This window comes from Streptomyces sp. Y1, from assembly GCF_041053115.1.
Lineage (GTDB): Bacteria > Actinomycetota > Actinomycetes > Streptomycetales > Streptomycetaceae > Kitasatospora > Kitasatospora rubellomurina.
Genome location: NZ_CP163445.1, coordinates 3,863,948 through 3,885,970, shown reverse-complemented (window position 1 = coordinate 3,885,970; position 22,023 = coordinate 3,863,948). Strand labels below are relative to the sequence as shown.

General features: G+C 73.0%; 18 protein-coding genes. 9 read left to right on the top strand and 9 right to left on the bottom strand.

What is annotated here, in order from left to right:
• Window positions 1–80: 80 nt before the first annotated feature.
• The 7 genes from AB2U05_RS16440 to trxA all read left to right on the top strand — a co-directional run bounded on the left by AB2U05_RS16440 (window position 81) and on the right by trxA (window position 10,831).
• A complete protein-coding gene (locus tag AB2U05_RS16440) occupies window positions 81–2,573 on the top strand; it encodes a DUF6049 family protein (RefSeq protein ID WP_052706377.1) in 2,493 nt (830 codons plus the stop codon).
• A 57-nt stretch (window positions 2,574–2,630) separates the two neighbouring features.
• The gene (gene murJ, locus AB2U05_RS16435) at window positions 2,631–5,174 is read left to right on the top strand and encodes a murein biosynthesis integral membrane protein MurJ (protein ID WP_369183579.1); all 2,544 of its coding nucleotides are present in this window, start codon (window positions 2,631–2,633) and stop codon (window positions 5,172–5,174) included.
• 295 nt (window positions 5,175–5,469) lie between these two features.
• On the top strand, window positions 5,470–7,476 hold the full coding sequence (locus AB2U05_RS16430; RefSeq protein WP_369183578.1) for a protein kinase family protein: 2,007 nt from the start codon (window positions 5,470–5,472) through the stop codon (window positions 7,474–7,476).
• A gap of 40 nt (window positions 7,477–7,516) precedes the next feature.
• Window positions 7,517–8,236 carry an RNA polymerase sigma factor SigM gene (gene sigM, locus AB2U05_RS16425; protein ID WP_369183577.1) on the top strand — a complete coding sequence of 240 codons (720 nt, stop codon included), beginning with the start codon at window positions 7,517–7,519 and terminating at the stop codon, window positions 8,234–8,236.
• Window positions 8,233–9,201, top strand: coding sequence for a zf-HC2 domain-containing protein (locus AB2U05_RS16420; RefSeq protein ID WP_369183576.1), 969 nt, complete (start codon window positions 8,233–8,235; stop codon window positions 9,199–9,201). Before sigM ends, AB2U05_RS16420 begins: the two co-directional genes overlap by 4 nt.
• A gap of 190 nt (window positions 9,202–9,391) precedes the next feature.
• Entirely contained in the window at window positions 9,392–10,357 is a 966-nt protein-coding gene (gene trxB / locus AB2U05_RS16415) for a thioredoxin-disulfide reductase (RefSeq protein ID WP_045698702.1), read from the top strand.
• A gap of 147 nt (window positions 10,358–10,504) precedes the next feature.
• A complete protein-coding gene (gene trxA / locus AB2U05_RS16410; protein WP_045698700.1) occupies window positions 10,505–10,831 on the top strand; it encodes a thioredoxin in 327 nt (108 codons plus the stop codon).
• 112 nt (window positions 10,832–10,943) lie between these two features.
• On the opposite strand, the gene AB2U05_RS16405 is transcribed toward trxA, so the two are convergent.
• From AB2U05_RS16405 to rpmH, 9 genes are all read right to left on the bottom strand, one after another.
• Window positions 10,944–11,561: a GNAT family N-acetyltransferase gene (locus AB2U05_RS16405; protein ID WP_045698698.1), complete on the bottom strand. Its 618-nt coding sequence runs from the start codon at window positions 11,559–11,561 to the stop codon at window positions 10,944–10,946.
• A gap of 133 nt (window positions 11,562–11,694) precedes the next feature.
• Window positions 11,695–12,783, bottom strand: coding sequence for a ParB/RepB/Spo0J family partition protein (locus tag AB2U05_RS16400; RefSeq protein ID WP_045698695.1), 1,089 nt, complete (start codon window positions 12,781–12,783; stop codon window positions 11,695–11,697).
• Window positions 12,780–13,760: a ParA family protein gene (locus AB2U05_RS16395; RefSeq protein WP_107073016.1), complete on the bottom strand. Its 981-nt coding sequence runs from the start codon at window positions 13,758–13,760 to the stop codon at window positions 12,780–12,782. Before AB2U05_RS16395 ends, AB2U05_RS16400 begins: the two co-directional genes overlap by 4 nt.
• Window positions 13,761–14,023: 263 nt before the next feature.
• Window positions 14,024–14,863 (bottom strand): 16S rRNA (guanine(527)-N(7))-methyltransferase RsmG, encoded by an 840-nt coding sequence (rsmG, locus tag AB2U05_RS16390; RefSeq protein WP_369183575.1) that lies wholly within the window; start codon window positions 14,861–14,863, stop codon window positions 14,024–14,026.
• Between the two features lie 181 nt (window positions 14,864–15,044).
• Window positions 15,045–15,575, bottom strand: a complete 531-nt coding sequence (locus AB2U05_RS16385; RefSeq protein ID WP_045698693.1) for a R3H domain-containing nucleic acid-binding protein — start codon at window positions 15,573–15,575, stop codon at window positions 15,045–15,047.
• Window positions 15,576–15,657: 82 nt separating this feature from the next.
• Window positions 15,658–16,803 (bottom strand): membrane protein insertase YidC, encoded by a 1,146-nt coding sequence (gene yidC / locus AB2U05_RS16380; RefSeq protein WP_369183574.1) that lies wholly within the window; start codon window positions 16,801–16,803, stop codon window positions 15,658–15,660.
• On the bottom strand, window positions 16,800–17,120 hold the full coding sequence (gene yidD / locus AB2U05_RS16375; protein WP_045698688.1) for a membrane protein insertion efficiency factor YidD: 321 nt from the start codon (window positions 17,118–17,120) through the stop codon (window positions 16,800–16,802). The genes yidC and yidD overlap by 4 nt, the downstream gene beginning before the upstream one ends.
• Window positions 17,117–17,545, bottom strand: a complete 429-nt coding sequence (gene rnpA, locus AB2U05_RS16370; protein ID WP_045698687.1) for a ribonuclease P protein component — start codon at window positions 17,543–17,545, stop codon at window positions 17,117–17,119. The genes yidD and rnpA overlap by 4 nt, the downstream gene beginning before the upstream one ends.
• 19 nt (window positions 17,546–17,564) lie before the next feature.
• Window positions 17,565–17,702, bottom strand: a complete 138-nt coding sequence (rpmH, locus tag AB2U05_RS16365; RefSeq protein WP_030059672.1) for a 50S ribosomal protein L34 — start codon at window positions 17,700–17,702, stop codon at window positions 17,565–17,567.
• A gap of 355 nt (window positions 17,703–18,057) precedes the next feature.
• On the opposite strand from rpmH, the gene dnaA reads away from it, so the two are divergent.
• Window positions 18,058–19,878: a chromosomal replication initiator protein DnaA gene (gene dnaA, locus AB2U05_RS16360; RefSeq protein ID WP_045698685.1), complete on the top strand. Its 1,821-nt coding sequence runs from the start codon at window positions 18,058–18,060 to the stop codon at window positions 19,876–19,878.
• Between the two features lie 947 nt (window positions 19,879–20,825).
• Window positions 20,826–21,956 carry a DNA polymerase III subunit beta gene (dnaN, locus tag AB2U05_RS16355; protein ID WP_045698683.1) on the top strand — a complete coding sequence of 377 codons (1,131 nt, stop codon included), beginning with the start codon at window positions 20,826–20,828 and terminating at the stop codon, window positions 21,954–21,956.
• Window positions 21,957–22,023 lie beyond the last annotated feature (67 nt).

Below are 22,023 nucleotides of genomic sequence, written 5' to 3'. Positions count from 1 at the left end.
TCGAGTGAATCACGCCGGGCGGGCAGCGCCGGGCGACCAGCATCAGCAGCGAGCGATCGAGAACGGCGAGGGCGGAACGAGTGAGCGAGCCGGCACGGCACTCGGGCCTGGGGGCGCACCGACAGCCTGGACGGGCCGAGCGCCCTGCCGAACGAACCGGCCGGGGGCGGCGCGCCGCCCGCCGCCTCGCCGCCGCCTGTGCGGCCGCCGCGACCCTGTTCACGGCCGCCCCGGCCGTGGCGCTGACCGCCGGCGGCGACGTCCGGCAGGCCTCCGACAGCGGCGCCTCCGCCGAGTACCCGGTGGTGATGACCATCGAGACGATGACTCCGCAGGTGGCCGCGCCGAACGGCACCGTGACGATCACCGGGCACGTCACCAACGCGGGCAAGTCGGTCCTCAAGGGCGCCCACGCGGCCGTCCGCAAGCCGTACAGCGGCAAGCCGCTGCAGCGGCGCGGCGACCTGGCCATGGTGGCCGGCCGCGGCACGCCGATGGAGCGGGACGGCGCCGAGCTGGAGAGCCCCCAGTACGCCCTGCCCGAGCTGGGCCCGGGCCAGAGCCAGCAGTACACCCTGGGCGTCGCGGTGAGCGACCTCGGGCTGTCCGAGAGCGGCGTGTACGAGCTCGCCGTGGACGCCTGGGGCTCGACCGGCGACAACTCCCGGGACCGGCCGCTGGGCATCGCCCGCACCTTCCTGCCGTACAACCCGGGCGGCGTCGAGGCGCAGCCGACGAAGGTCACCACGCTCTGGCCGCTGACGCACGCGCCGGTGCTGGCCGCGCAGACGTACGCCGAGAACGACCAGACCGTCCCGGTGCTGCGCAACGACAGCCTGGCCGCCGAGTTCGCCCCGGGCGGGCGGCTGTACGAGCTGGTCGACACCGGCGCCAAGCTGCCCGGGCTGACCTGGATGATCGATCCGGACCTGCTGGACACCGCCTTCGCGATGACCAACAAGTCGTACCGGGTGCAGAAGCCCGGCACCGAGTCGGTCGGCAAGCCGGCCCGGGACGACAACACCGTCCAGGGCACCGGCTCGGCCGCCGCCACCGCGTGGCTGGAGAAGCTGCGGGCCGCCGTCGGCAAGAACGGCGCCCAGGTGGTCTCGCTGCCGTACGCCGACCCGGACCTCGCCTCGATCGCGCACAACGGCGCCGACCTGGCCGGGATGGGCACCGCGCTGAACAAGGCGGCCACCGCCGGCCGACTGACCGTCGAGGGCCGGCTCGGCATCGACACCCGCTCGGACGTCGCCTGGCCGTACCAGGGCCACCTCGACCAGCAGATCGCCGGCATCGCCCAGCAGGCCGGCAGCAGCCTGCTGCTGGTCGACGGCACGAGCATGCCCGACCCGGACTCCGTCCCGTACACCCCGACCGCGGTGCGCCCGATCGGCAACGGGCAGAGCGCCGTCGTCGCCGACGACACCGTCTCCGCGCTGTTCCAGGGCGACCTCGAGGACCCGCAGGCGCAGACCCGGTCCACCCAGCGCTTCCTCGCCGAGACCCTCGCGATCACCCACGAGCAGCCGCAGAACCAGCGCGGCCTGCTGGTCATGCCGCCGCGCGAGCTGTCGGTCGGCACCGCCAAGGTGCTGGCGAACGCCCTGCAGCAGGCGTCCGGCAAGTGGCTGGCCCCGGTCCGGCTGGACGAGCTGGCCCAGGCCACGCCCGACCCGAAGGCCAACACCGCCGTCCCGGCGGCCACCGACTACCCCACCCAGACCCGGGCCACCGAGCTGCCGGCCGCCGACCTGAGCACCACCGACGGGATCCAGCACGACCTGGACACCCTGATGCGGGTGCTCACCCTGCCGCAGCGGGTGCGCGGGCCGTTCAGCGCCGCGATGGTCCGCTCGCTGTCCACCGAGTGGCGCACCGACGCACCGGCCGGCAACACCTACCGCGACGGCGTCAAGAAGTACCTGAAGGACCTCACCAACGCCGTCCAGGTGCCGAAGAAGACCGTGGTCACGCTGGCCGGGAACACCGGCCAGCTGCAGGTCAGCGTGCGCAACGGCCTCACCCAGACGGTCACCAACCTGAAGCTGGTGCTCACCTCGGCCCAGCCGAACCGGCTGCGGCTGGGCAAGGAGGAGGAGCTGGTCCTCCCCGCCTCGCAGAGCGTCACCCTCCGGTTCAACGCCGAGGCGCGCAACAACGGCCCGGTCACCGTGACCGCCCAGCTGATGACCACCGGCCCGAACCCGCAGCCGTACGGCGACCCGCAGACCTTCACCGTGGAGGTCACCTCGGTGACCAACGGCGTGCTGTACGTCTTCGCGGGCGCCGGCGTCCTGCTGCTGCTGGCCGCGCTGCGGTTCGTCCGCCAGCGCAAGCGGCGCGGCGGGCAGCCGCACGAGGACGGCGACCAGCCGGTCGACGACGACCCGGCGGCGGGCGGGGCGGCCGGGCCGGCCGGGAACCACGGCCCCGACGCCGGCCCCGACCAGGACCGCGACCAGGACGGCGACGACGGCGGCGAGGACCGCGCCCCCGCGCAGACACCGCGCGACAGCGGCGCCGATGGCCGGGATCGGACGGCCGGTGATGAGAAGGTTGGTCCTTGATACCGCCGACCGCCCGCGACGCCGGGCCGGCCTCCCCCACGACAGCGAAGAGGTGACATGACCGGGCGCAGCGAGGAGCGGCCGCCGGGCCGCGCCGAGAGCCGGCCGGGCGCCGAGTCGCCCTCCGGCGACTGGTACGTGGCCGACACCTACGCCCAGGACCCGTACGCGGCCGAGGCGTACGGGAGCCCGCCGGACGGTCAGGACCCCTACGGCCTGCGGGCCGGCCAGCCGGCCGCGCCGCAGCAGCCGGCCACCGCGTACGACGTGCCGCCGCAGCTGCCCCCGCAGGGCGGCGGCTACCCGACGCCGGTGCCGCCGACGCCCTACCGGGCCGCGGCCCCGTTCTCGCCCCCGGTGCCGCCGGTGCAGCCCGGCTGGGACGCCCCGGCGCAGCCCGGCTGGCAGCAGGAGCAGGCCCCGGTCGGCGACGGCGCGTGGGGCGGCCCCGAGCGGCCGCGGGGGCCGTGGGAGCCCGGGCCGGCGCACTCGGCCTGGGACACCGAGACCACCGAGTACGTCGGGGTGGACGCGCTGTTCGGCGGCCACCCGCCCCAGGCCGCCGCGCAGCCGCCGGCACCGCAGCCGGCCCCAGCCCAGCCGATGGCCCCGGCGGCCCCGCCCGCCGGACCGGCGCCGTACCCGGCCGCCCCGCCCGCGCCACTCCCGCCGATGGGCGGGCATCCGGGACAGCCGCCGATGGGCGGGCATCCGGGGCAGCCGCCGATGGGCGGGCATCCGGGGCAGCCGCCGCACGGCGGCCCGAACGCGCAGCACCCCTTCGTGCCGCCGATCGAGTTCGACCCGCCGCTCTCCGAGGAGGAGGCCACCATGCAGGTGGCCGCCGTCGCGGTGCCCCCGGCGGTCGAGCCGCTGGCGGACCTCGCCGAGGAGCGCGCCGCCGAGCGCGCCGCCGGGCCGCCGCCCGCCGCCGAGCCCGCCGCGGCCTCCGGCGGCGGCAAGGTCGCGTCCCTGCTGAACTCCAGCGCGATCATGGCGGCCGGCACGCTGGTCTCCCGCGGCACCGGTTTCGTCCGGACCATGGTGATCACCGCGGCCATCGGCGTCAGCGTGATGGGTGACTCGTACAACTCGGCGAACACCCTGCCGACCCTGCTGTACATCCTGATCGGCGGCGGCGCGCTGAACGCGGTCTTCGTGCCGCAGCTGGTGCGCAGCATGAAGAACGACGAGGACGGCGGCACCGCCTACGCGAACCGGCTGCTCACCCTGGTGATGGTCGGGCTCGCGGGCGTGGTCTTCCTGGCCGTGCTCGGGGCGCCGGTGCTGGTCCAGCTGATCGCGCACGACATGATGTCGACCCCGGAGCGGGCCGACACGACGGTGGCGATGGCCCGGTACTGCCTGCCGACCATCTTCTTCATGGGCATCCACGTGGTGATGGGCCAGGTCCTCAACGCCCGGGGCCGGTTCGGCGCGATGATGTGGACCCCGGTCCTGAACAACATCGTGGTGATCTTCACCTTCGGTGCGTACATCTGGGTGTTCGGCGGCTTCGGCAGCACCCAGGTCACCCCCGAGACCATCTCGCCCGAGGGCGTCCGGCTGCTCGGCATCGGCACCCTGATCGGCCTGGTCGTCCAGTCGCTGGCGATGATCCCGTACCTGCGGGCGGCCGACTTCCGCTTCCGGCCGCGTTTCGACTGGCGCGGCCACGGCCTCGGCAAGGCCGCCCGGCTGGCGAAGTGGACCTTCTTCTTCGTGCTCGCCAACCAGGCCGGCTACCTGGTGATCACCCAGCTGTCCACCAAGGCCGGTGACGCCGCCGCGGCGGCCGGGCACGGCGGTGTCGGTCTGGCCGCGTTCTCCAACGCGCTGCTGATCTGGCAGCTCCCGCAGGCCGTGATCACCGTGTCGATCATGAGCGCGGTGCTCCCCCGGCTGTCCCGCGCGGCGGCCGACGAGGACGCCGGCGCGGTCCGCGACGACATCTCCTACGGCCTGCGCACCACCGCCGTGGCGGTCGTCCCGGCCGCGTTCCTGTTCCTGGCGCTCGGCCCGGCGATCGGCCGTTCGATCTACGCGGTCGGCGGCAACGCGACCGTCCTGAACGCCGCCACCAACGTCGGCCTGATGCTCTCCGCCTTCGCGCTGGGCCTGATCCCGTACTCGGCCCAGTACGTGATGCTGCGTGGCTTCTACGCCTACGAGGACACCCGGACGCCGTTCACCAACACCGTCTGGGTCGCGGTCTGCCAGGCCGGCTTCGCCCTGCTGTGCTGGGTGCTGCTGCCCGCCGAGTGGACGGTGATCGGGATCGCGTTCGGCTACGGCCTGGCCTACGCCGTCGGAGTGACGGTGGCCCTGCCGAAGCTGAAGAAGAAGATCGGCGGGCTGGACAGCAAGCGGATCGGCCGGACGTACAGCCGGCTGGCGGCCGCCTGCGTCCCGGCCGCCGTGGTCGGCCTCGGCGTCAGCCTGGGGATCCAGCAGGTGCTCGGCGGCTGGCCGGGCAGCGTGCTCTCGGTCGTCCTGGGCGGCGGCCTCCAGCTGCTGGTCTTCGCGTTCATCGCGAAGCGCCTGCGGATCGAGGAGCTGAACGCCATGCTGGGCATGGTCCGCGGCCGCCTGGGCCGCTGACCGCCGTACCGACCGGCCGGACGAGCGGGCGCCCTTGACCGGGCGTCAACCGGAGCGAACAGCTCCTCCGCCCGTCCGGCCGAGTGCTGTGCCGCCGCCCCCGACCCGGGCGCCGTGACGGCCCGGTGTCGGTTCTGCACCACATCTCTCCACCGGTACGCAACCGAGCGGCCCCCTCAGCGGTCGTACCCGGTGGAGAAGAGTGGGCACAATTGTCCTGGAGCACCGGGACACCGACCCGCGCGCTCCAGCGACTCTCTCAGGCCGGGGCGACACAAGGGGAGGCAGGACCACGGTGGCTGATGGCACCAAGGCGGTCGTCGACACGTCAGCAGCTGACGAGGCGGCGGACGAGGCCGCACTGGCCGCGGCGATCGACGAGCTCGACGAGGGCGGGAAGACCACCCCGGGCGCCGCCGACGCAGCCTCCCCGGACGACGCCTCACCCGCCCCCGGGAACGCTTCCCCGAAGACCGGTGCGAAGCGCGCCGGCGGGAAGAGCGCCGACGACAAGGGCGCCGCCGACAAGGGCGCCGGGAGCGCCGCGGCCGCCGGGCCGGAGGCCGGCACCGGCGAGGAGACCGCGGAGATCACCGCCCCGCTCTCGGCACGGGAGATCGCCGCCGAACTGGCCGCCGGCTCCCCCCGGAAGAAGCCCGCCGGCACCGCCCCGGCCGCCGAGCGCCGCCCCACCGACCCGCAGCCCACCCTCGACCCGCGCGACACCGCCACCCTCCCGCGCACCCTGCCCGCCCCACTGCGGCACAGCGGCGACAAGATCGGCCACCGGTACCGGCTCGAGGAGTGCATCTCCCAGACCGAGACCTTCAGCAGCTGGCGCGCCGTCGACGAGAAGCTCCGCCGGGCCGTGGGCGTCCACCTGATGGCCTCCGGCCACCAACGGGCCCGCAAGGTGCTGGCCGCCGCCAAGTCCGCCGCCCTGCTCGGCGACCCGCGCTTCGTCCAGGTGCTGGACGCCGTGCAGGAGGGCGAGCTGGCCTACGTCGTCCGGGAGTGGCTGCCGCACGCCTCCGACCTCGCCCGGCTGCTCGCGAACGGCCCGATGGAGCCGCACGAGGCGTACCAGATGGTCCGCCAGGTCACCGACGCGGTGGCCGCCGCCCACCGGCGCGGCCAGGCCCACCTGCGGCTCACCCCGCGCTGCGTGCTGCGCACCGACAGCGGCCAGTACCGGATCAACGGCATCGCCGTCGACGCCGCGCTGCGCGGCCTGCCCGCCGACGACACCGCCGAGGACGCCCAGCGCGCCGACACCCGGGCGATCGGCGCCCTGCTGTTCGCCGCGCTCACCCACCGCTGGCCCTACCCCGAGGACCGCTACGACCTGAAGGGCCTGCCCAAGGGCCTGCAGAACGCCGCGCCGGACCAGATCCGCGCCGGGGTCCACAAGGGCCTGTCCGAACTGGCCGCGCGCGCCCTGTTCGACCACCCGCCGCACCACGCCGAGCCGATCACCACCCCGGAGGAACTCGCCCGGGAGATCGGCCGGATGCCGCGCATCCGCCAGCCCGAGCCGGAGCTGCCCGCCTTCCCGGCCCCGCCCCGGCACAACACCCACGCACTGCCCACCGCGCCCAACCCCACCCGGGTCGCCGACCCGGCGGTCGCCCCGCTGCCCGCCTCCTCCCGCCCGACCAGCACCCGCCGCACCAAGCGGCGGCTACGGCGGGTCGTCAAGGCCACGGCCTGGACGGTCGCCCTGGGCGCCATCGGCGTCGCCTCCTGGCAGTTCGTCGACCACCTGCGCAACAACGGGCAGGCCGTCGCCGCCCCGCAGTCCTCGACCAGCAGCTCCGCGCCGACCGCCGCCAAGGCCACCGCCCACACCCCGGTGCCGATCCAGCCGAAGGCGGCCATCTCGTACAACCCGAAGGCCGACCCGGCCTCCGTGTACCTCCTCCCCAAGGCCATCGACGGCGACCCCGGCACGGACTGGCCGACCTTCGGCTACGACGACCAGCTCGGCGGCTTCCGGGACGGCACCGGCCTGCTGGTCGACCTCGGCACGCCGCAGTCCGTCAGCTCGGTGAGCGTCCAGTTCGTCGGCACCACCACGGCCGAACTGCGCGTTCCCACCGCCCAGGCGGGGGACAACCCGGAGAAGGCGCCGCTGACCGCCTACACCGTCGCCGGGGGCGGCAAGAAGAGCGGCCCCAGCGTCGACTACACCCTCGACAGCCCGATCACCACGCGTTACGTCTTGATCTGGCTGACCGCTTTGCCGAAGGATGGCGACGGAAAGTTCCGCGGCCACGTCGCCGAGGTCAAGGTCTTCGGCTGACGGACGGTCCGCGCCTACGGAGGATCAAGGGGGTCGAAGGGTGGCGGACGACGACGACGCGACGCTGCTCGCCCGGCACGTCGCCGGCGACCCGGAGGCCTTCGGGCTGCTGGTGAACCGGCACCGCGACCGGCTCTGGGCCGTCGCCCTGCGGACCCTCGGCGACCGCGAGGAGGCCGCCGACGCCCTCCAGGACGCCCTGGTCTCCGCCTTCCGCGCCGCCGCCGGCTTCCAGGGCCGCTCGGCGGTCACCACCTGGCTCCACCGGATCGTGGTCAACGCCTGCCTGGACCGCGCCCGGCGCGGCGCCACCCGCCGCACCACCCCGCTGGACGACGACCCGCAGCGGCTGGACACCCTGGTCGGCGCGGCCGAGCCGGCCGACTCCCCGGTGGTCCGGGCCGAGGTGCGGCGCGAGCTGACCGCGGCGCTCGCCGAGCTGCCGGCCGAGCAGCGGGCCGCCCTGGTCCTGGTCGACATGCAGGGCTACCCGGTCGCCGAGGCCGCCGAGCTGCTGGGCGTCCCGGTCGGCACCGTCAAGAGCCGCTGCGCCCGCGGCCGGGCCCGGCTGCTGCCGCTGGTGCGGCACCTGCGCGAACCGGCGGACCGGGGCAGTCAGGGCGACGGATCCGATGTTCCACGTGGAACACCGCCGGCGCGATCCGGTGCCCGGGGGAACCCGACCGGCCCCCGCACCGTCACAGGGACAGGCCCGAACGCCGGCCGGACGATTCTGGAAGGAGACGCGAGTCCGCGATGAGCGCCCCCCTCTCCTCCCCCGAACCCGCCGGGGCCCACCCGTCGATCGACGAGCTGGCCGACCTGGCCGAGGGCCTGGTCGAGCCCGCCGAGGCCGCCGAGGCGCTGCGCCGGCACCTGGACGGCTGCGCCGAGTGCCGCGAGACCGTCGAGGCGCTGACCGAGGTCCAGGCGCTGCTCGGTGACGTCGAGACCCCGCCGATGCCCGCCGACGTCGCCGCCCGGCTGGACGCCGCACTGGCGGCGGCAGCCGCCGAACCCGCCCCCCGTGCCCCCGCCGAGGCCCGGACGGCCCCCCAGGAGGCCCCTGCCGCGGAGCCCCGGGCCATCACCCCGACTCCCGCCCGGACCGCCTCCTCGGCGCCGCCCGCCGCCCCGCCGGGCCGCTCCGGCGCGGCCACCGGCCCCGGCCGCCCCCGGCGGCGGCGCCGGCTCGGCCTGCTGGCCGGCGCGGCCGCCGCGCTGGGCGCGCTCGCCTGGGGCGGGGTCCTGTGGCTCGTCCCCGGCGACACCGGCCGCGGCGCGTCCACCACCGCCGCCGCGCCCCGGCCGGACGTGGCCGCCGCGCAGAGCCCCCGGTCGTCCGGTGCCGCCGGTACGGCCTACCAGGACGACCGGCTCACCGCGCAGATCCAGCAGCTGCTGACCCGCTCGGCCACCGCCCCGGGGCTGCGCCCGGCCGAGCCCGGCCGGTCCACCGCCGAGCAGCCCACCGACGGCGGCGCCGAACCCCCGGCCCAGGGCTCGCCCGCCCCGGCCCCCCACGCCGCCACCGGATCCGCCGCGACGGCCTGCCCGGCTCCCGCCGCCGGCACCCCGCTGGCCACCGACCGGGGCACCTACCAGGGCGCCCCGGTCGACGTGCTGGTCTACCCGGTGCCCGGGGACGCGGCGCACGCCGACGTCTACCTGCGCTCCGCCGACTGCGGGCCGGTCCTGCTGCACCGGACCGTCCCGGTCCGCTGACGGACCCCCGGCCGTGGGGCGGCGTGCCCATGCGATCGACGACCAGGGCGGCGCGACGCTCCCGAACTTCGGGCACCTGGTACTGATCCGCCTGGGAATGCGGGACACTGGTCAGTCGTTGTCCCGGGCGGCGGAGCAGGACCGCCCTCCCCGCAGCAAACGCGGGTCGCGATGCGAACCAGGAGATGCAGTGAGCGACGTCCGTAACGTGATCATCATCGGTTCCGGCCCGGCCGGGTACACGGCAGCGCTCTACACGGCCCGTGCCTCCCTCAAGCCGCTGGTGTTCGAGGGAGCCGTCACCGCCGGTGGCGCGCTGATGAACACCACCGAGGTGGAGAACTTCCCGGGCTTCCGGGACGGCATCATGGGCCCCGAGCTGATGGACAACATGCGGGCGCAGGCCGAGAAGTTCGGCGCCGAGCTGGTCCCGGACGACATCGTCGCCGTCGACCTCACCGGTGACGTCAAGACCGTCACCGACTCCGAGGGCAACGTGCACAGGGCCCGCGCCGTGATCGTCACCACCGGCTCGCAGCACCGCAAGCTGGACCTGCCGAACGAGGACAAGCTCTCCGGCCGCGGGGTGTCCTGGTGCGCCACCTGCGACGGCTTCTTCTTCCGCGACCAGGACATCGCGGTGGTCGGCGGCGGTGACACCGCGCTGGAGGAGGCGACCTTCCTCTCCCGCTTCGCCAAGTCCGTCACGATCATCCACCGCCGGGACGCCCTGCGCGCCTCCAAGGCGATGCAGGAGCGCGCCTTCGCCGACCCGAAGATCCGCTTCGAGTGGAACAGCGCGGTCGAGGCCATCCACGGCGACCCGAAGCTGAGCGGCGTCACCCTGCGCGACACGCAGACCGGCGAGACCCGCGAGCTCGACGTCACCGGCCTGTTCATCGCGATCGGCCACGACCCGCGCACCGAGCTGTTCAAGGGCCAGCTGGAGCTCGACGAGGAGGGCTACCTCAAGGTCGACGCCCCCTCGACCCGGACCAACATCGAGGGCGTCTTCGCCGCCGGCGACGTCGTGGACCACACCTACCGCCAGGCGATCACCGCCTCCGGCACCGGCTGCTCCGCCGCGCTGGACGCCGAGCGCTACCTCGCCGCGCTGGACGACCTGGAGGCCAAGGCCGCCGTCGTGGCGGTCTGAGCCCCAGCCCCCTCGCGCCTCCCGGGGGTGTTCCACGGGGAACACCCGGAGCACCCCCGGCACCCCTCCCCCGGCCAGGCAGAAACAGAACTCCCCCGTCCGTTGTTGTCCTGGCAGCACCCCCTCCGTCCTACCCGAGGAGTCCCCGTGGCCGGCGCCACCACCACCGTCACCGACGCGACGTTCACTGCCGATGTCCTGGAGAGCGACAAGCCCGTCCTGGTCGACTTCTGGGCCACCTGGTGCGGCCCGTGCCGCCAGGTCGCCCCGGTCCTGGAGGAGATCGCCGCCGAGCACGGCGACAAGCTGACCGTCGCGAAGCTCGACGTGGACGCGAACCAGAAGACCGCTGCCGAGTACAACGTCATCTCGATCCCGACGCTGATCCTGTACAAGGGCGGCCAGCCGGTGAAGCAGATCACCGGTGCCCGGCCGAAGGCCGCTCTGCTCCGCGAGCTGGACGGCCTGATCTAGGTCCGCCACCGCCTGCCGCACGGCGGCGGGGCTCCCCCGGTCCGAGGGGAGCCCCGCCGCCGTCGTCGTCTCCGGCCCGTTCCCGAGGCGCGTCCCCCGGGGCACCGGAGGCTCAGAACGGCCGAAGGGCCGGTTCCTTGCGCCCGGCGCCGAGCAGCCGCTCCAGCGCCCCCTCCGCACCGCCGCGCCAGGAGAGCGTGGTCCGCGCCTCCAGCCGCAGCCGCGGGTAGCGGTGGTGCGGCCGGACGGTCTTGAAGCCCACCGCGAGCAGGTGGTCGGCCGGCAGCACGCAGCTGGTCGGCACCCGGCCCACCGAGCCGAAGGCCTCGATCGCCCGCACCCCGCGCCCCAGCAGGTCCTTGGCCACCGTCTGCACCAGCACCCGGCCCAGCCCCTGGCGCTGGTAGCCGGGCAGCACCCGACTGATCATCAGCTGAACGGCGTCCGGGGAGACCGGACTGGTCGGGAAGGACTGCGACCGGGGCACGTACGCGGGCGGCGCGTACAGCACGAACCCGGCCGGCTGGTCGTCCACGTAGACGATCCGGCCGCACGAGCCCCACTCCAGCAGCACCGCGGAGATCCACCCCTCCTTCTCCGCCTCGGGCTTGCCGGACTCCACCGCCGCCCTCCCGCTGACCGGATCCAGCTCCCAGAACACGCAGGAGCGGCAGGTCGTCGGCAGATCCGCGAGGTTGTCCAGCGTCAGCGGAACGACCCGGCGTCCCATACCCCGTGCACCTCCTCCACTTCACGGTCGAGCAGGTCGAGCATGCCCCCACCAACACCGATGGGTGCATGTTCCACGTGAAACAACCGCTCACGCGAATCATGCACCCATCGGTCACGCCCGAGGGACGGGCTCAGCCCTGCGACAGCCGCAGCCCGTCCTCGCCCGGCGCCAGGCTGTCCAGGATCCGGTTGAGGTCGTCCACCGAACCGAACTCCAGCACGACCTTGCCCTTGCCCAGCTTGCCGCCGCGCTGCGAGACCTCGACCTTGACCCGGGTGTCGAAGCGGTCCGAGAGCCGGTCGGCCAGCTCGTTGAAGGCCGGGGTGATCAGCTTGCCCGCCTTCGGCGTCTGGCGCTTCGGCTTGGCCTCCGAGCCCATCAGCTTGACGATCTCCTCGGTGGTGCGCACCGAGAGCCCCTCCGCGATGATCCGCTTCGCCAGCTCCTCCTGGCGCTCCGCGTCCGGGATGCCCGCCAGCGCCTTGGCGTGGCCGGCCGTGAGCGTCCCGGCGGCGATCCGCCGCTGCACGGTCGGCGCGAGCTTCAGCAGCCGCAGGGTGTTGGTGACGTGGGTGCGCGAGCGGCCGATCCGGTCGGCCAGCTCGTCGTGGGTGCAGGAGAAGTCGTGCAGCAGCTGCTCGTAGGCGGCCGCCTCCTCCAGCGCGTTGAGCTCCGCCCGGTGCAGGTTCTCCAGCAGGGCGTCCAGCAGCAGCTTGTCGTCCTCGGTGGCCCGGACGATCGCCGGGATCAGCGTCAGGCCGGCCTCCCGGGAGGCGCGCCAGCGGCGCTCACCCATGATCAGCTCGAAGCCGTCCGGCCCGGTCTGGCGCACCACGACCGGCTGGAGCAGGCCCACCTCCCTGATCGAGACGACCAGCTCGGCCAGCTTGTCCTCGTCGAAGACCTCGCGCGGCTGCCGCGGGTTGGGCGTGATCGAGTCCAGCGGCAGCTCGGCGAAGAAGGCACCGGCCACCGGAGCCGCCACCGGCTGATCGGCCTGCGGCTGCTCGATGGCCCGCTTGCCCGCGGCCGCCCGGGCCGCCACCGTGCCCCGGCCGCCCGGCAGCACCGGCACCGAGGCCGGCGACGTCGCTCCGGTCGCCACCACCGAGGTCGGCGCGGGCGAGGCGGCGGGACGCACCGCGCCGCCGTCAGCCGGGGCCGCGGGACCGATCAACGCCCCGAGTCCTCGTCCCAGACCCCTGCGACCACCACTCACTGCTGACCCTCCGTCGTGCCGTGCCACCGGGGCTCCGTGCCCCGAACCGCCGTCGTCCCGCTGCCGTCCCGCTGCTGACCCACCAGCGAGCCGGTCGGGCCCACCGCGCGCTGCGCGAGCTCGCGGGCCGCCTCCAGGTAGGAGAGCGCCCCGGTCGAGCCCGGGTCGTAGGTGAGCACCGTCTGGCCGTAGCTGGGTGCCTCCGAGATGCGCACCGAGCGGGGGATCGCCGTGCTCAGCACCTCGTGCTGGAAGTGGGTCCGGACCTCCTCGGCGACCTGGGCGGCCAGCCTCGTCCGGGCGTCGTACATGGTGAGCAGGATGGTCGAGACGTGCAGCGTGGGGTTGAGGTGCGCGCGCACCAGCTCGACGTTGCGCAGCAGCTGGCCGAGGCCCTCCAGCGCGTAGTACTCGCACTGGATCGGGATCAGCACCTCCTGGCCGGCGACCAGGGCGTTGACCGTCAGCAGGCCCAGCGAGGGCGGGCAGTCGATCAGGATGTAGTCCAGCGGCTGCTCGTAGGCGGCGATGGCGCGCTGCAGCCGGCTCTCCCGGGCCACCATCGAGACCAGCTCGATCTCGGCGCCGGCCAGGTCGATGGTCGCGGGGACGCAGAACAGCCCCTCCACGTCCCGGACCGGCTGGACCACGTCGGCCATCGGCTTGCCCTCGACCAGGACGTCGTAGATGGACGGCACGTCGGCGTGGTGGTCGATGCCGAGGGCCGTGGAGGCGTTCCCCTGCGGGTCGAGGTCGACGACCAGCACCCGCAGGCCGTGCATCGCCAGCGAGGCGGCCATGTTCACGGTGGTGGTGGTCTTGCCCACCCCGCCCTTCTGGTTGGCGACCACCATCACCCGGGTGCTGGCGGGACGGGGAAGTCCCTCCCCCGCTCGGCCGATCGCCTGAACCGCAGCCTGGGCAGCCCGCGCGATGGGCGTGTCGTCGATCTGGTCGACGGTCTCCGAGTCCTGCATGGGCGCCAGTGTTTCACGTGGAACCGGAGCGGCGACAGTCGCAGCCCGGCCGCGGGCCAAGATTCCGGAGAGCAAGGAGCGACGTTTCACGTGGAACACCATGCCCGCTATGTCGGAAATCTGACGTTGCGACACTCCGATGACCCGGGGTCGGCCCGACCCGTCACCGGAACGACCGCGGGCGGACGCCCCTCCCGTTCAGGAGGGCCGTCCGCCCGTGGATCATGCCTGTCCCGGCGTACCGGCGTGCCGGCGCCGTGGCCTCAGCGGCTGCGGCGCCGCCCGCCCCGGCCGCCGCCCGCGCCGCCCGTCCGGGGGGTGCCGGCGTTGCGCCCGGCCCGGGCCGCCTTGGCCCGCCGGGTCGCCGCCTTCACCCCGCCGGGGCTCTCCCCCGCCTTGACCTGGATCACCCGGGTGGAGGTCTCCAGGGTGCCCTCGCCGACCGAGATGACCGAGGACTCGACCGCGCCGAGCTTGGCCAGCCCGGCCCGGGAGTCCGCCAGCTCCTGCTCGGCGCTGTCACCCTTGAGCGCCAGCATCTGCCCGTGCGGGCGCAGCAGCGGCATCCCCCAGCCGGCCAGCCGGTCCAGCGGGGCCACGGCGCGGGCGGTCACCACGTCCACGGCGAGCTTGCCGATCATCTCCTCGGCGCGGCCGCGCAGCACCGTGACGTTCTCCAGCCCCAGCTCGCGGACGACCTCCTCCAGGAAGGTGGTGCGGCGCAGCAGCGGCTCCAGCAGGGTCACCTGGACGTCCGGGCGGGCCAGCGCCACCGGGATGCCGGGCAGGCCGGCGCCGGAGCCGACGTCGCACAGCGTGGCGCCGTTCGGCAGCAGCTCGGCCAGCACCGCGCAGTTGAGCACGTGGCGGTCCCACAGCCGGGGCACCTCGCGGGGCCCGATCAGTCCGCGCTGCACCCCGGCGGTGGCCAGCAGCTCGGTGTAGCGGACGGCGGCGTCGAAGCGGTCGCCGAACACCTCCCGGGCGGCGGCCGGGGCCTCGGCCAGCACGTCCAGCTCGGGCTCCACGATGGTCCGCTCCTCGGCGGCCCGGTTCACGTCAGCCGCCCCCGACCGGCCGGCAGCCGCGTTGTCCGTGTCCATCTCGACCTCTCCGATCCCCGGATCGCCACCGACCCGCTCATCGCACTGTTTCACGTGGAACATCTCCCGCCGAACGCCGTGCCCCGCGAAGGGACGACGACCCCGCCCGCACGAGGCGGACGGGGTCGCGTCCGGTGAAGCCCATCGGCCGCCGAGGCGACCGAGTGTCGAGCTGCCCGGCTCAGACCGGCAGCACGACCACGCACCGCTGGGGCTCTTCGCCCTCGGACTCACTGCGCAGACCGGCGGCCGCGACCGCGTCGTGGACGACCTTGCGCTCGAAGGGCGTCATCGGCCGCAGCTTGACCTGCTCGCCGGAGCTCTTCGCCTGCTCCGCCGCCTTGGCGCCGAGCGTGGCCAGCTCGGTGCGCTTGCGGGCCCGGAAGCCGGCGATGTCCAGCATGAGGCGGCTGCGCTCGCCGGTCTCCCGGTGCACGGCCAACCGGGTCAGCTCCTGCAGGGCCTCCAGCACCTCGCCGTCCTGGCCGACCAGGCGCTGCAGCGCGCGGTCGTTGCCGTCGCTGACGATGGACACCAGGGCGCGGTCACCCTCGACGTCCATGTCGATGTCACCGTCGAGGTCCGCGATGTCGAGCAGACCCTCCAGGTAGTCCGCCGCGATGTCGCCCTCCTGCTCCAGACGCGCGACGAGGCTCTCGTCGGCGCCGGCGGCGGCCTCGGTCTCGACGGCGGAGGTGGTGCCTTCCGTCACTGATGGACTCCTTCGGAGTTGGGCCCAGTCTGGTGGGCCGGGAACGAAGCTCTGCGCGCTGTCACGACAGGTCCGGGACCGGTCAGGACTTCTTCTTCGGCCGCTGGCCGCCGCGCTTGGGCTGCTGCCTGGTGCCCTGCTTGGGGCCGCCGGCCTTGGCCGCGGTCTGCTTGGCGGCCGGCTCGGCACCGGACTCGGCCGGGGCGGCGTCCTCGGCGGGCTCCGCCGGGGCCTCCTCGGTCACCTGCGCGGCACCGCCCTGCTGGCGCTGGGCCTTGGTCTGCCGGCGGGGCTGCTGACGGCTCGCCCGGACCGACTCCTCGACGACCGCGGCGGCGGAGGCCGCCTCCTCGATGGCCGCCTTGGACGGGGGCAGCATGCCCCAGAGCGCGCCCTTGATCTCCGTACCGTCCGGACGCAGCCGGCCGGCCTTCTTCAGCCGCTCCTGGCGGTGCTGGAAGGCCTTGCTGCCCGGGGTCGGGTTGTTGTGGATGACGACCAGCTGCTGGCCCATCGACCAGACGTTGGTGGTCAGCCAGTAGACCAGGACACCGACCGGGAAGTTGATGCCCATGACGGCGAACATGACCGGGAAGACGTACATCAGCATCTTCTGCTGCTGCATGAACGGCGTCTTGACCGTGAGGTCGACGTTCTTGGTCATCAGCTGGCGCTGGGTGATGAACTGCGACAGCGACATCAGGATGATCATCACCGCGGTGACGATCTTGACGCTGGTCTCGCCGCTGCTGACGAAGGTCGCGGAGAGCGGGGCGCCGAAGATGTGCGCCTTGCCGGCGCTCAGCAGCAGGTCGCCGTGGATGACGCCGATGTCGTGGCCCTTGGCGACCTGGGCCAGCACGCCGTAGAGGGCGGTGAAGAACGGGGCCTGCACGAGGATGGGAAGGCAGCTGGAGAACGGGTTGGTACCCGCCTCCTTGTACAGCTTCATCATCTCTTCGGACTGGCGCTGCCGGTCGTTCTTGTAGCGCTCCTGGATGGCCTTCATCTTCGGCTGGATCGCCTGCATGGCCCGGGTCGCCTTGATCTGCTTCACGAAGAGCGGGATCAGGCAGATCCGGATGACGACGACCATCGAGGCGATGGACAGGCCCCAGGCCCAGCCACCGTCCGGATCGAACCTAAAGACGTTGCTGTACAGCGAGTGGAACTGGACGATGATCCAGGACACCGCCGTGTAGAGGGGACTCAGAAAACCGAAGGTCACCGGTCAGACTCCTTGGCATCGGGCTTCGCCACCGGCTCCGGCTCGGCGGTCCCGCTCTTGGGGCTCAGCAGATCGCGCAGCCGGCGGTGCCACACCGGGTGCTTGCGCGGCGGTACGTGGTCCACCCCGCCAGGCGACCAGGGGTTGCAGCGCAGGATGCGCCACACGGTCAGCCCGCCGCCCTTGACCGCCCCGTGCACCTTCACGGCCTCGTAGCCGTAGTGCGAGCAGGAGGGGTAGTAGCGGCAGACCGGACCGAGCAGTGGGCTGATCGTCCACTGGTAGACCCTGATCAGACCCATCAGCAGGTACTTCATCGCCCTGCTCCCGTCGGCGCCGCGGCGGTGGGCTCCGCCCTCAGCAGCCGCTTGAGCGCCGCGTCCAGATCCCGTTCGAGGTCCTGGTACGAGGCGGACGCGGCCGGGGGCAGCGCGCGCACCACTATCAGGCTACCGGCGGGCAGCCTGGACAGACGATCACGGATGAGATGGCGCAACCGGCGCTTGACCAGGTTGCGAACGACCGCCGGGCCGACGGCCTTGCTCACGACGAAACCCGCACGCGCCGAAGGAGTCCCCTCGGCGACGTGCGGGCGGGAGTCGCTGGTCCGGTCGGTCGGCCCGGACTGGACGTCCTCTCTGCTGAGATGGACGACCAGCAGGGGCCGGCCGGCCCGGCGACCGCGTTTCACCGCGGTCGCGAAGTCCTGGCGCCGCCGCAGCCGATTCTCGGAGGGCAGCACAACAGACCCTTGGCGTGGATCAGGCGGACAGGCTGGCGCGGCCCTTGCCACGGCGGGCGGCCAGGATGGCGCGGCCGGCGCGGGTACGCATACGCAGCCGGAAGCCGTGGGTCTTCGCGCGACGACGGTTGTTCGGCTGGAAGGTGCGCTTGCTCACTCGGGGGCTCCTGAGGTGAATCGTAGGATGACGGGGAGTCGCTTGGCCGTCACCGTGCGTCCGCGTGATCTCCCCATGTTTCGGAAATCCGGCCCATCGCCCCAGTTCGGCTGGGGTTTCAGGCAATCCACGGCGCCCGTGCTGCGCGCCTTATGGAGCGGGTGGACCCGCGGACATGCGGCAGCGGCCATCGACAACTCGACCTGGTTACGGTACGCGGGACGGGGTCCGAGGGTCAAACCGGACCTCCCCACCCCGGGTTGCCCACAGCCTGTGGACAACGACTTGATCCGGCTCTGTTCGCTGACTACCGTTGCAGGACTTGTCTGGTTTGTTCATCGGAAAGCGTGCACCAGTGGCTGATGTCAACAGCGACCTCGTCCCGGTCTGGGCGAGGGTCGTCGAGCGGCTGGTCAACGACCCGGACGTCGGGGAGATGGACAAGCAGTGGGTGCAGCGCACCCAGCCGATGTGGATGATGCACGACACCGCCCTGCTGGCGACCCCCAACGAGCGGGCCAAGCAGGTGCTGGAGGGCCGGCTGCTGCCGCAGCTCACCGAGGCCCTCAGCCGCGAGCTGAGCCGCCCGGTGCGGATCGCCGTGATGGTCGACGCCAACGCCGTGCCCAGCACCCCCGCGCCCGCGCCGCAGCCGCCCGTCGAGCCGTACCCCGGCCCGGCCGAGGAGGGCACCGGCGGCTACGGCGGCCAGGGCTACCAGCAGCCCTACGAGCCGGACTACGAGCAGCCGCAGGACTACGAGCGCCCCCGCTACGACACCGGCGGCTACGAGCAGCGCCCGGCGCCGTACGGCGGCCAGCCGGGCCCGCAGTCCTGGCCCGGCTACCAGGAGCAGCAGGCGCCGTACCGCGACCACGAGGAGGCCGCGCCCCGCCAGGCGCCGCGGCCCGTCCCCAGCCCGCCCTCGACCACCCAGGGCGACCTGTTCGGCGGCGCCTACGGCCCCGGCCCGAACGAGCAGCCCCGCGCCGGCGCCGGCCGCCGCTCCCCCGGCTCCCGCCCGACCGGCGGCCGCCCGGCCGAGAAGGCTCCCGCCGAGCGCGCCCCCGAGCGCCCCGGCGTCCCCGGCGTGCCCGCCCCGCCCGGCGCTCCCCCGGCCGGCGGCTCGCGCAAGGACGAGCCGGCCGCCCGGCTGAACCCGAAGTACCTCTTCGACACCTTCGTCATCGGCGCCAGCAACCGCTTCGCGCACGCGGCGGCGGTCGCCGTCGCCGAGGCGCCGGCCAAGGCGTACAACCCGCTCTTCATCTACGGCGAGTCCGGGCTGGGCAAGACCCACCTGCTGCACGCCATCGGGCACTACTCGCGCAGCCTCTTCCCGGGCACCCGGGTGCGCTACGTGTCGTCGGAGGAGTTCACCAACGAGTTCATCAACTCGATCCGGGACGGCAAGGCGGACACCTTCCGCCGCCGCTACCGGGACATGGACATCCTGCTCGTGGACGACGTCCAGTTCCTGGCGAGCAAGGAGTCCACCCAGGAGGAGTTCTTCCACACCTTCAACACCCTGCACAACGCGAACAAGCAGATCGTGCTCTCCTCGGACCGGCCGCCCAAGCTGCTGACCACGCTGGAGGACCGGCTGCGCAACCGCTTCGAGTGGGGGCTGATCACCGACGTCACCCCGCCGGAGCTGGAGACCCGGATCGCGATCCTGCGCAAGAAGGCGATCCAGGAGCAACTCAACGCCCCCGCCGACGTGTTGGAGTTCATCGCGTCCCGGATCACCCGCAACATCCGGGAGTTGGAGGGCGCGCTGATCCGGGTCACCGCCTTCGCGAACCTCAACCGGGCGCCGGTGGACCTGGAGTTGGCCGGGATCGTCCTCAAGGACCTGATCCCGGGCGGGGACGAGGACGCCGGCCCGGAGATCACCGCGCAGGTCATCATGCAGCAGACCGCCGCGTACTTCGGCCTGGGCGTCGACGACCTGTGCGGATCGTCGCGCAGCCGCGTGCTGGTGACGGCGCGTCAGATCGCGATGTACCTGTGCCGGGAGCTGACCGACCTGTCGCTGCCGAAGATCGGCGCGCAGTTCGGCGGCCGCGACCACACCACGGTGATGCACGCGGACCGCAAGATCCGCTCGCTGATGGCCGAGCGGCGCTCGATCTACAACCAGGTCACCGAACTCACCAACCGCATCAAGAGCTAGCGGCGGGGCCCGGCAGGGCCGCGGGCAGCGCCACGCGAGGGCGTCAGGAGCGATCCTGACGCCCTTTTCGCGCATTCCCAGGTGTGCGCGGCGCGTCGGCCGGGCAGAGATGCCTCGACGGACCGGCCACCGATCCACAGCCCGCGCCGAACAACTGACCGGTGATTCGAAAACCCGGGGAGCGCGAGGCCGTTGTCCACAGGAACGGGGCCTTCCACACCGTCCACAGGCCGGGGCTCCCGGAGTTATCCAGAATTCGTCCACAGCTCGGCCACCGCTACGCTCTTCCGCGCAGGTCAGGTGCCTGTGGACTTGTGCACAACGGTTATCCACAGGGTGTGGACAATTGACGGGCTGCCAGTAGGCCGTCCGGGTTATCCACCGCTTGTCCCCAGGATGAGGGCGGTTATCCCCAGCTTGTCCACAGCGGCGTCCACAGTTCGACAACCTTGGGGCCCTGTTCATACCCTGGTGTGAAAGGCGTCACGAAAAATTGACCGGCCGCCGTGGATAACCCGGCCCGGATCTGGGGACAGTCCTGGGGATAACCTGTGGATACCGAGCGTGGGCTGTGGGTAACGCTCCGCCGTCCACAGCACGGGCTGTCCGTCCACAGCCGCCGTCCACAGCCGATGTGGACAAAATTCGGGCGCTGACCTGCGGAAACGGGGTTATCCACGGTTTCCACAGGCCCTACTACTACCGCTACACAGATAGAGCTCGGAACTGCTTTCCAAGTGGGTGGGCCCGAAATCTGTGGACAACCGCGCCCCGACACTTGTTCGGCTTGCTTCCGCCCGTCTGCCCCGTCTGTCGGTGGAGTACGTCAGACTGTCCTCTGCGGACTGGAAGCGGAGTGGCATCGCTCGGCGGACAGGCGATCCGACGATCAAGATCAGACGAACCAGAGTGCGAGCGGGAGCGCTCGATCCAGGAGGCGGTTACCGGTGAAGTTCCGGGTGGAGCGTGACGTCCTCGCGGAGGCGGTGGCCTGGGCTGCCCGCAGCCTCCCGGCACGGCCGCCGGTGCCGGTGCTGGCCGGCCTGCTGCTGACGGCCCAGGACGGCAGCCTGGCGCTGTCCGGCTTCGACTACGAGGTCTCGGCCCGGGTCGAGCTGGAGGCGGACATCGAGGAGGCCGGCACCGTCCTGGTCTCCGGCCGCCTGCTGAACGACATCTCCCGCAACCTCCCCAACCGGCCGGTGGAGATCTCCACCGATGGCCAGCGGGTCAGCGTGGTCTGCGGCAGCTCCCGGTTCACCCTCCCCACCCTCCCGGTGGACGAGTACCCGGCGCTGCCCCAGATGCCGACCGCCACCGGCACCGTCTCCGGCGACGTCTTCGCCTCCGCGGTCAGCCAGGCCGCCGTGGCCGCCGGCCGGGACGACACCCTGCCGGTGCTCACCGGCGTCCGGGTCGAGATCGAGGGCGACCGGATCACCCTGGCCGCCACCGACCGGTACCGCTTCGCCGTCCGCGAGCTGCTGTGGAAGCCCGAGCAGTCGGACATCTCCGCGGTCGCCCTGGTGCCCGCCAAGACCCTGCAGGACATCGCCAAGTCCCTGGGCAGCGGCGACAACGTCTCCATCGCGCTCTCCTCGGGCGGCGCGGGCGAGGGCCTGATCGGCTTCGAGGGCGCCGGCCGCCGGACCACCACCCGGCTGCTGGAGGGCGAGTTCCCCAAGTTCCGCAGCCTCTTCCCGACCGAGTTCAGCGCGGTCGCCGCGATCCAGACCCAGCCCTTCCTGGAGGCGCTCAAGCGCGTCTCGCTGGTCGCCGAGCGCAACACCCCGGTCAGGCTCAGCTTCGAGCAGGGCGTGCTGACCCTGGAGGCCGGCTCGGGCGACGACGCCCAGGCCACCGAGCGGGTCGAGGCGGACCTGGAGGGCGACGACATCTCGATCGCCTTCAACCCGGGCTACCTGGAGGAGGGCCTCAAGGCCATCGACTCCGCCTACGCCCAGCTGAGCTTCACCACGCCGACCAAGCCGGCCCTGCTCAGCGGCAAGGCCGCGGTGGACGCCGAGGAGGACAAGGCGTACCAGTACCTGATCATGCCGGTCCGCCTCTCCGGCTGATGCTCGGGGCCGGCTGATCCCGGTCCCCGGCGTGATCCACAGGCTGTGCACACCCGCTGTGCACAGC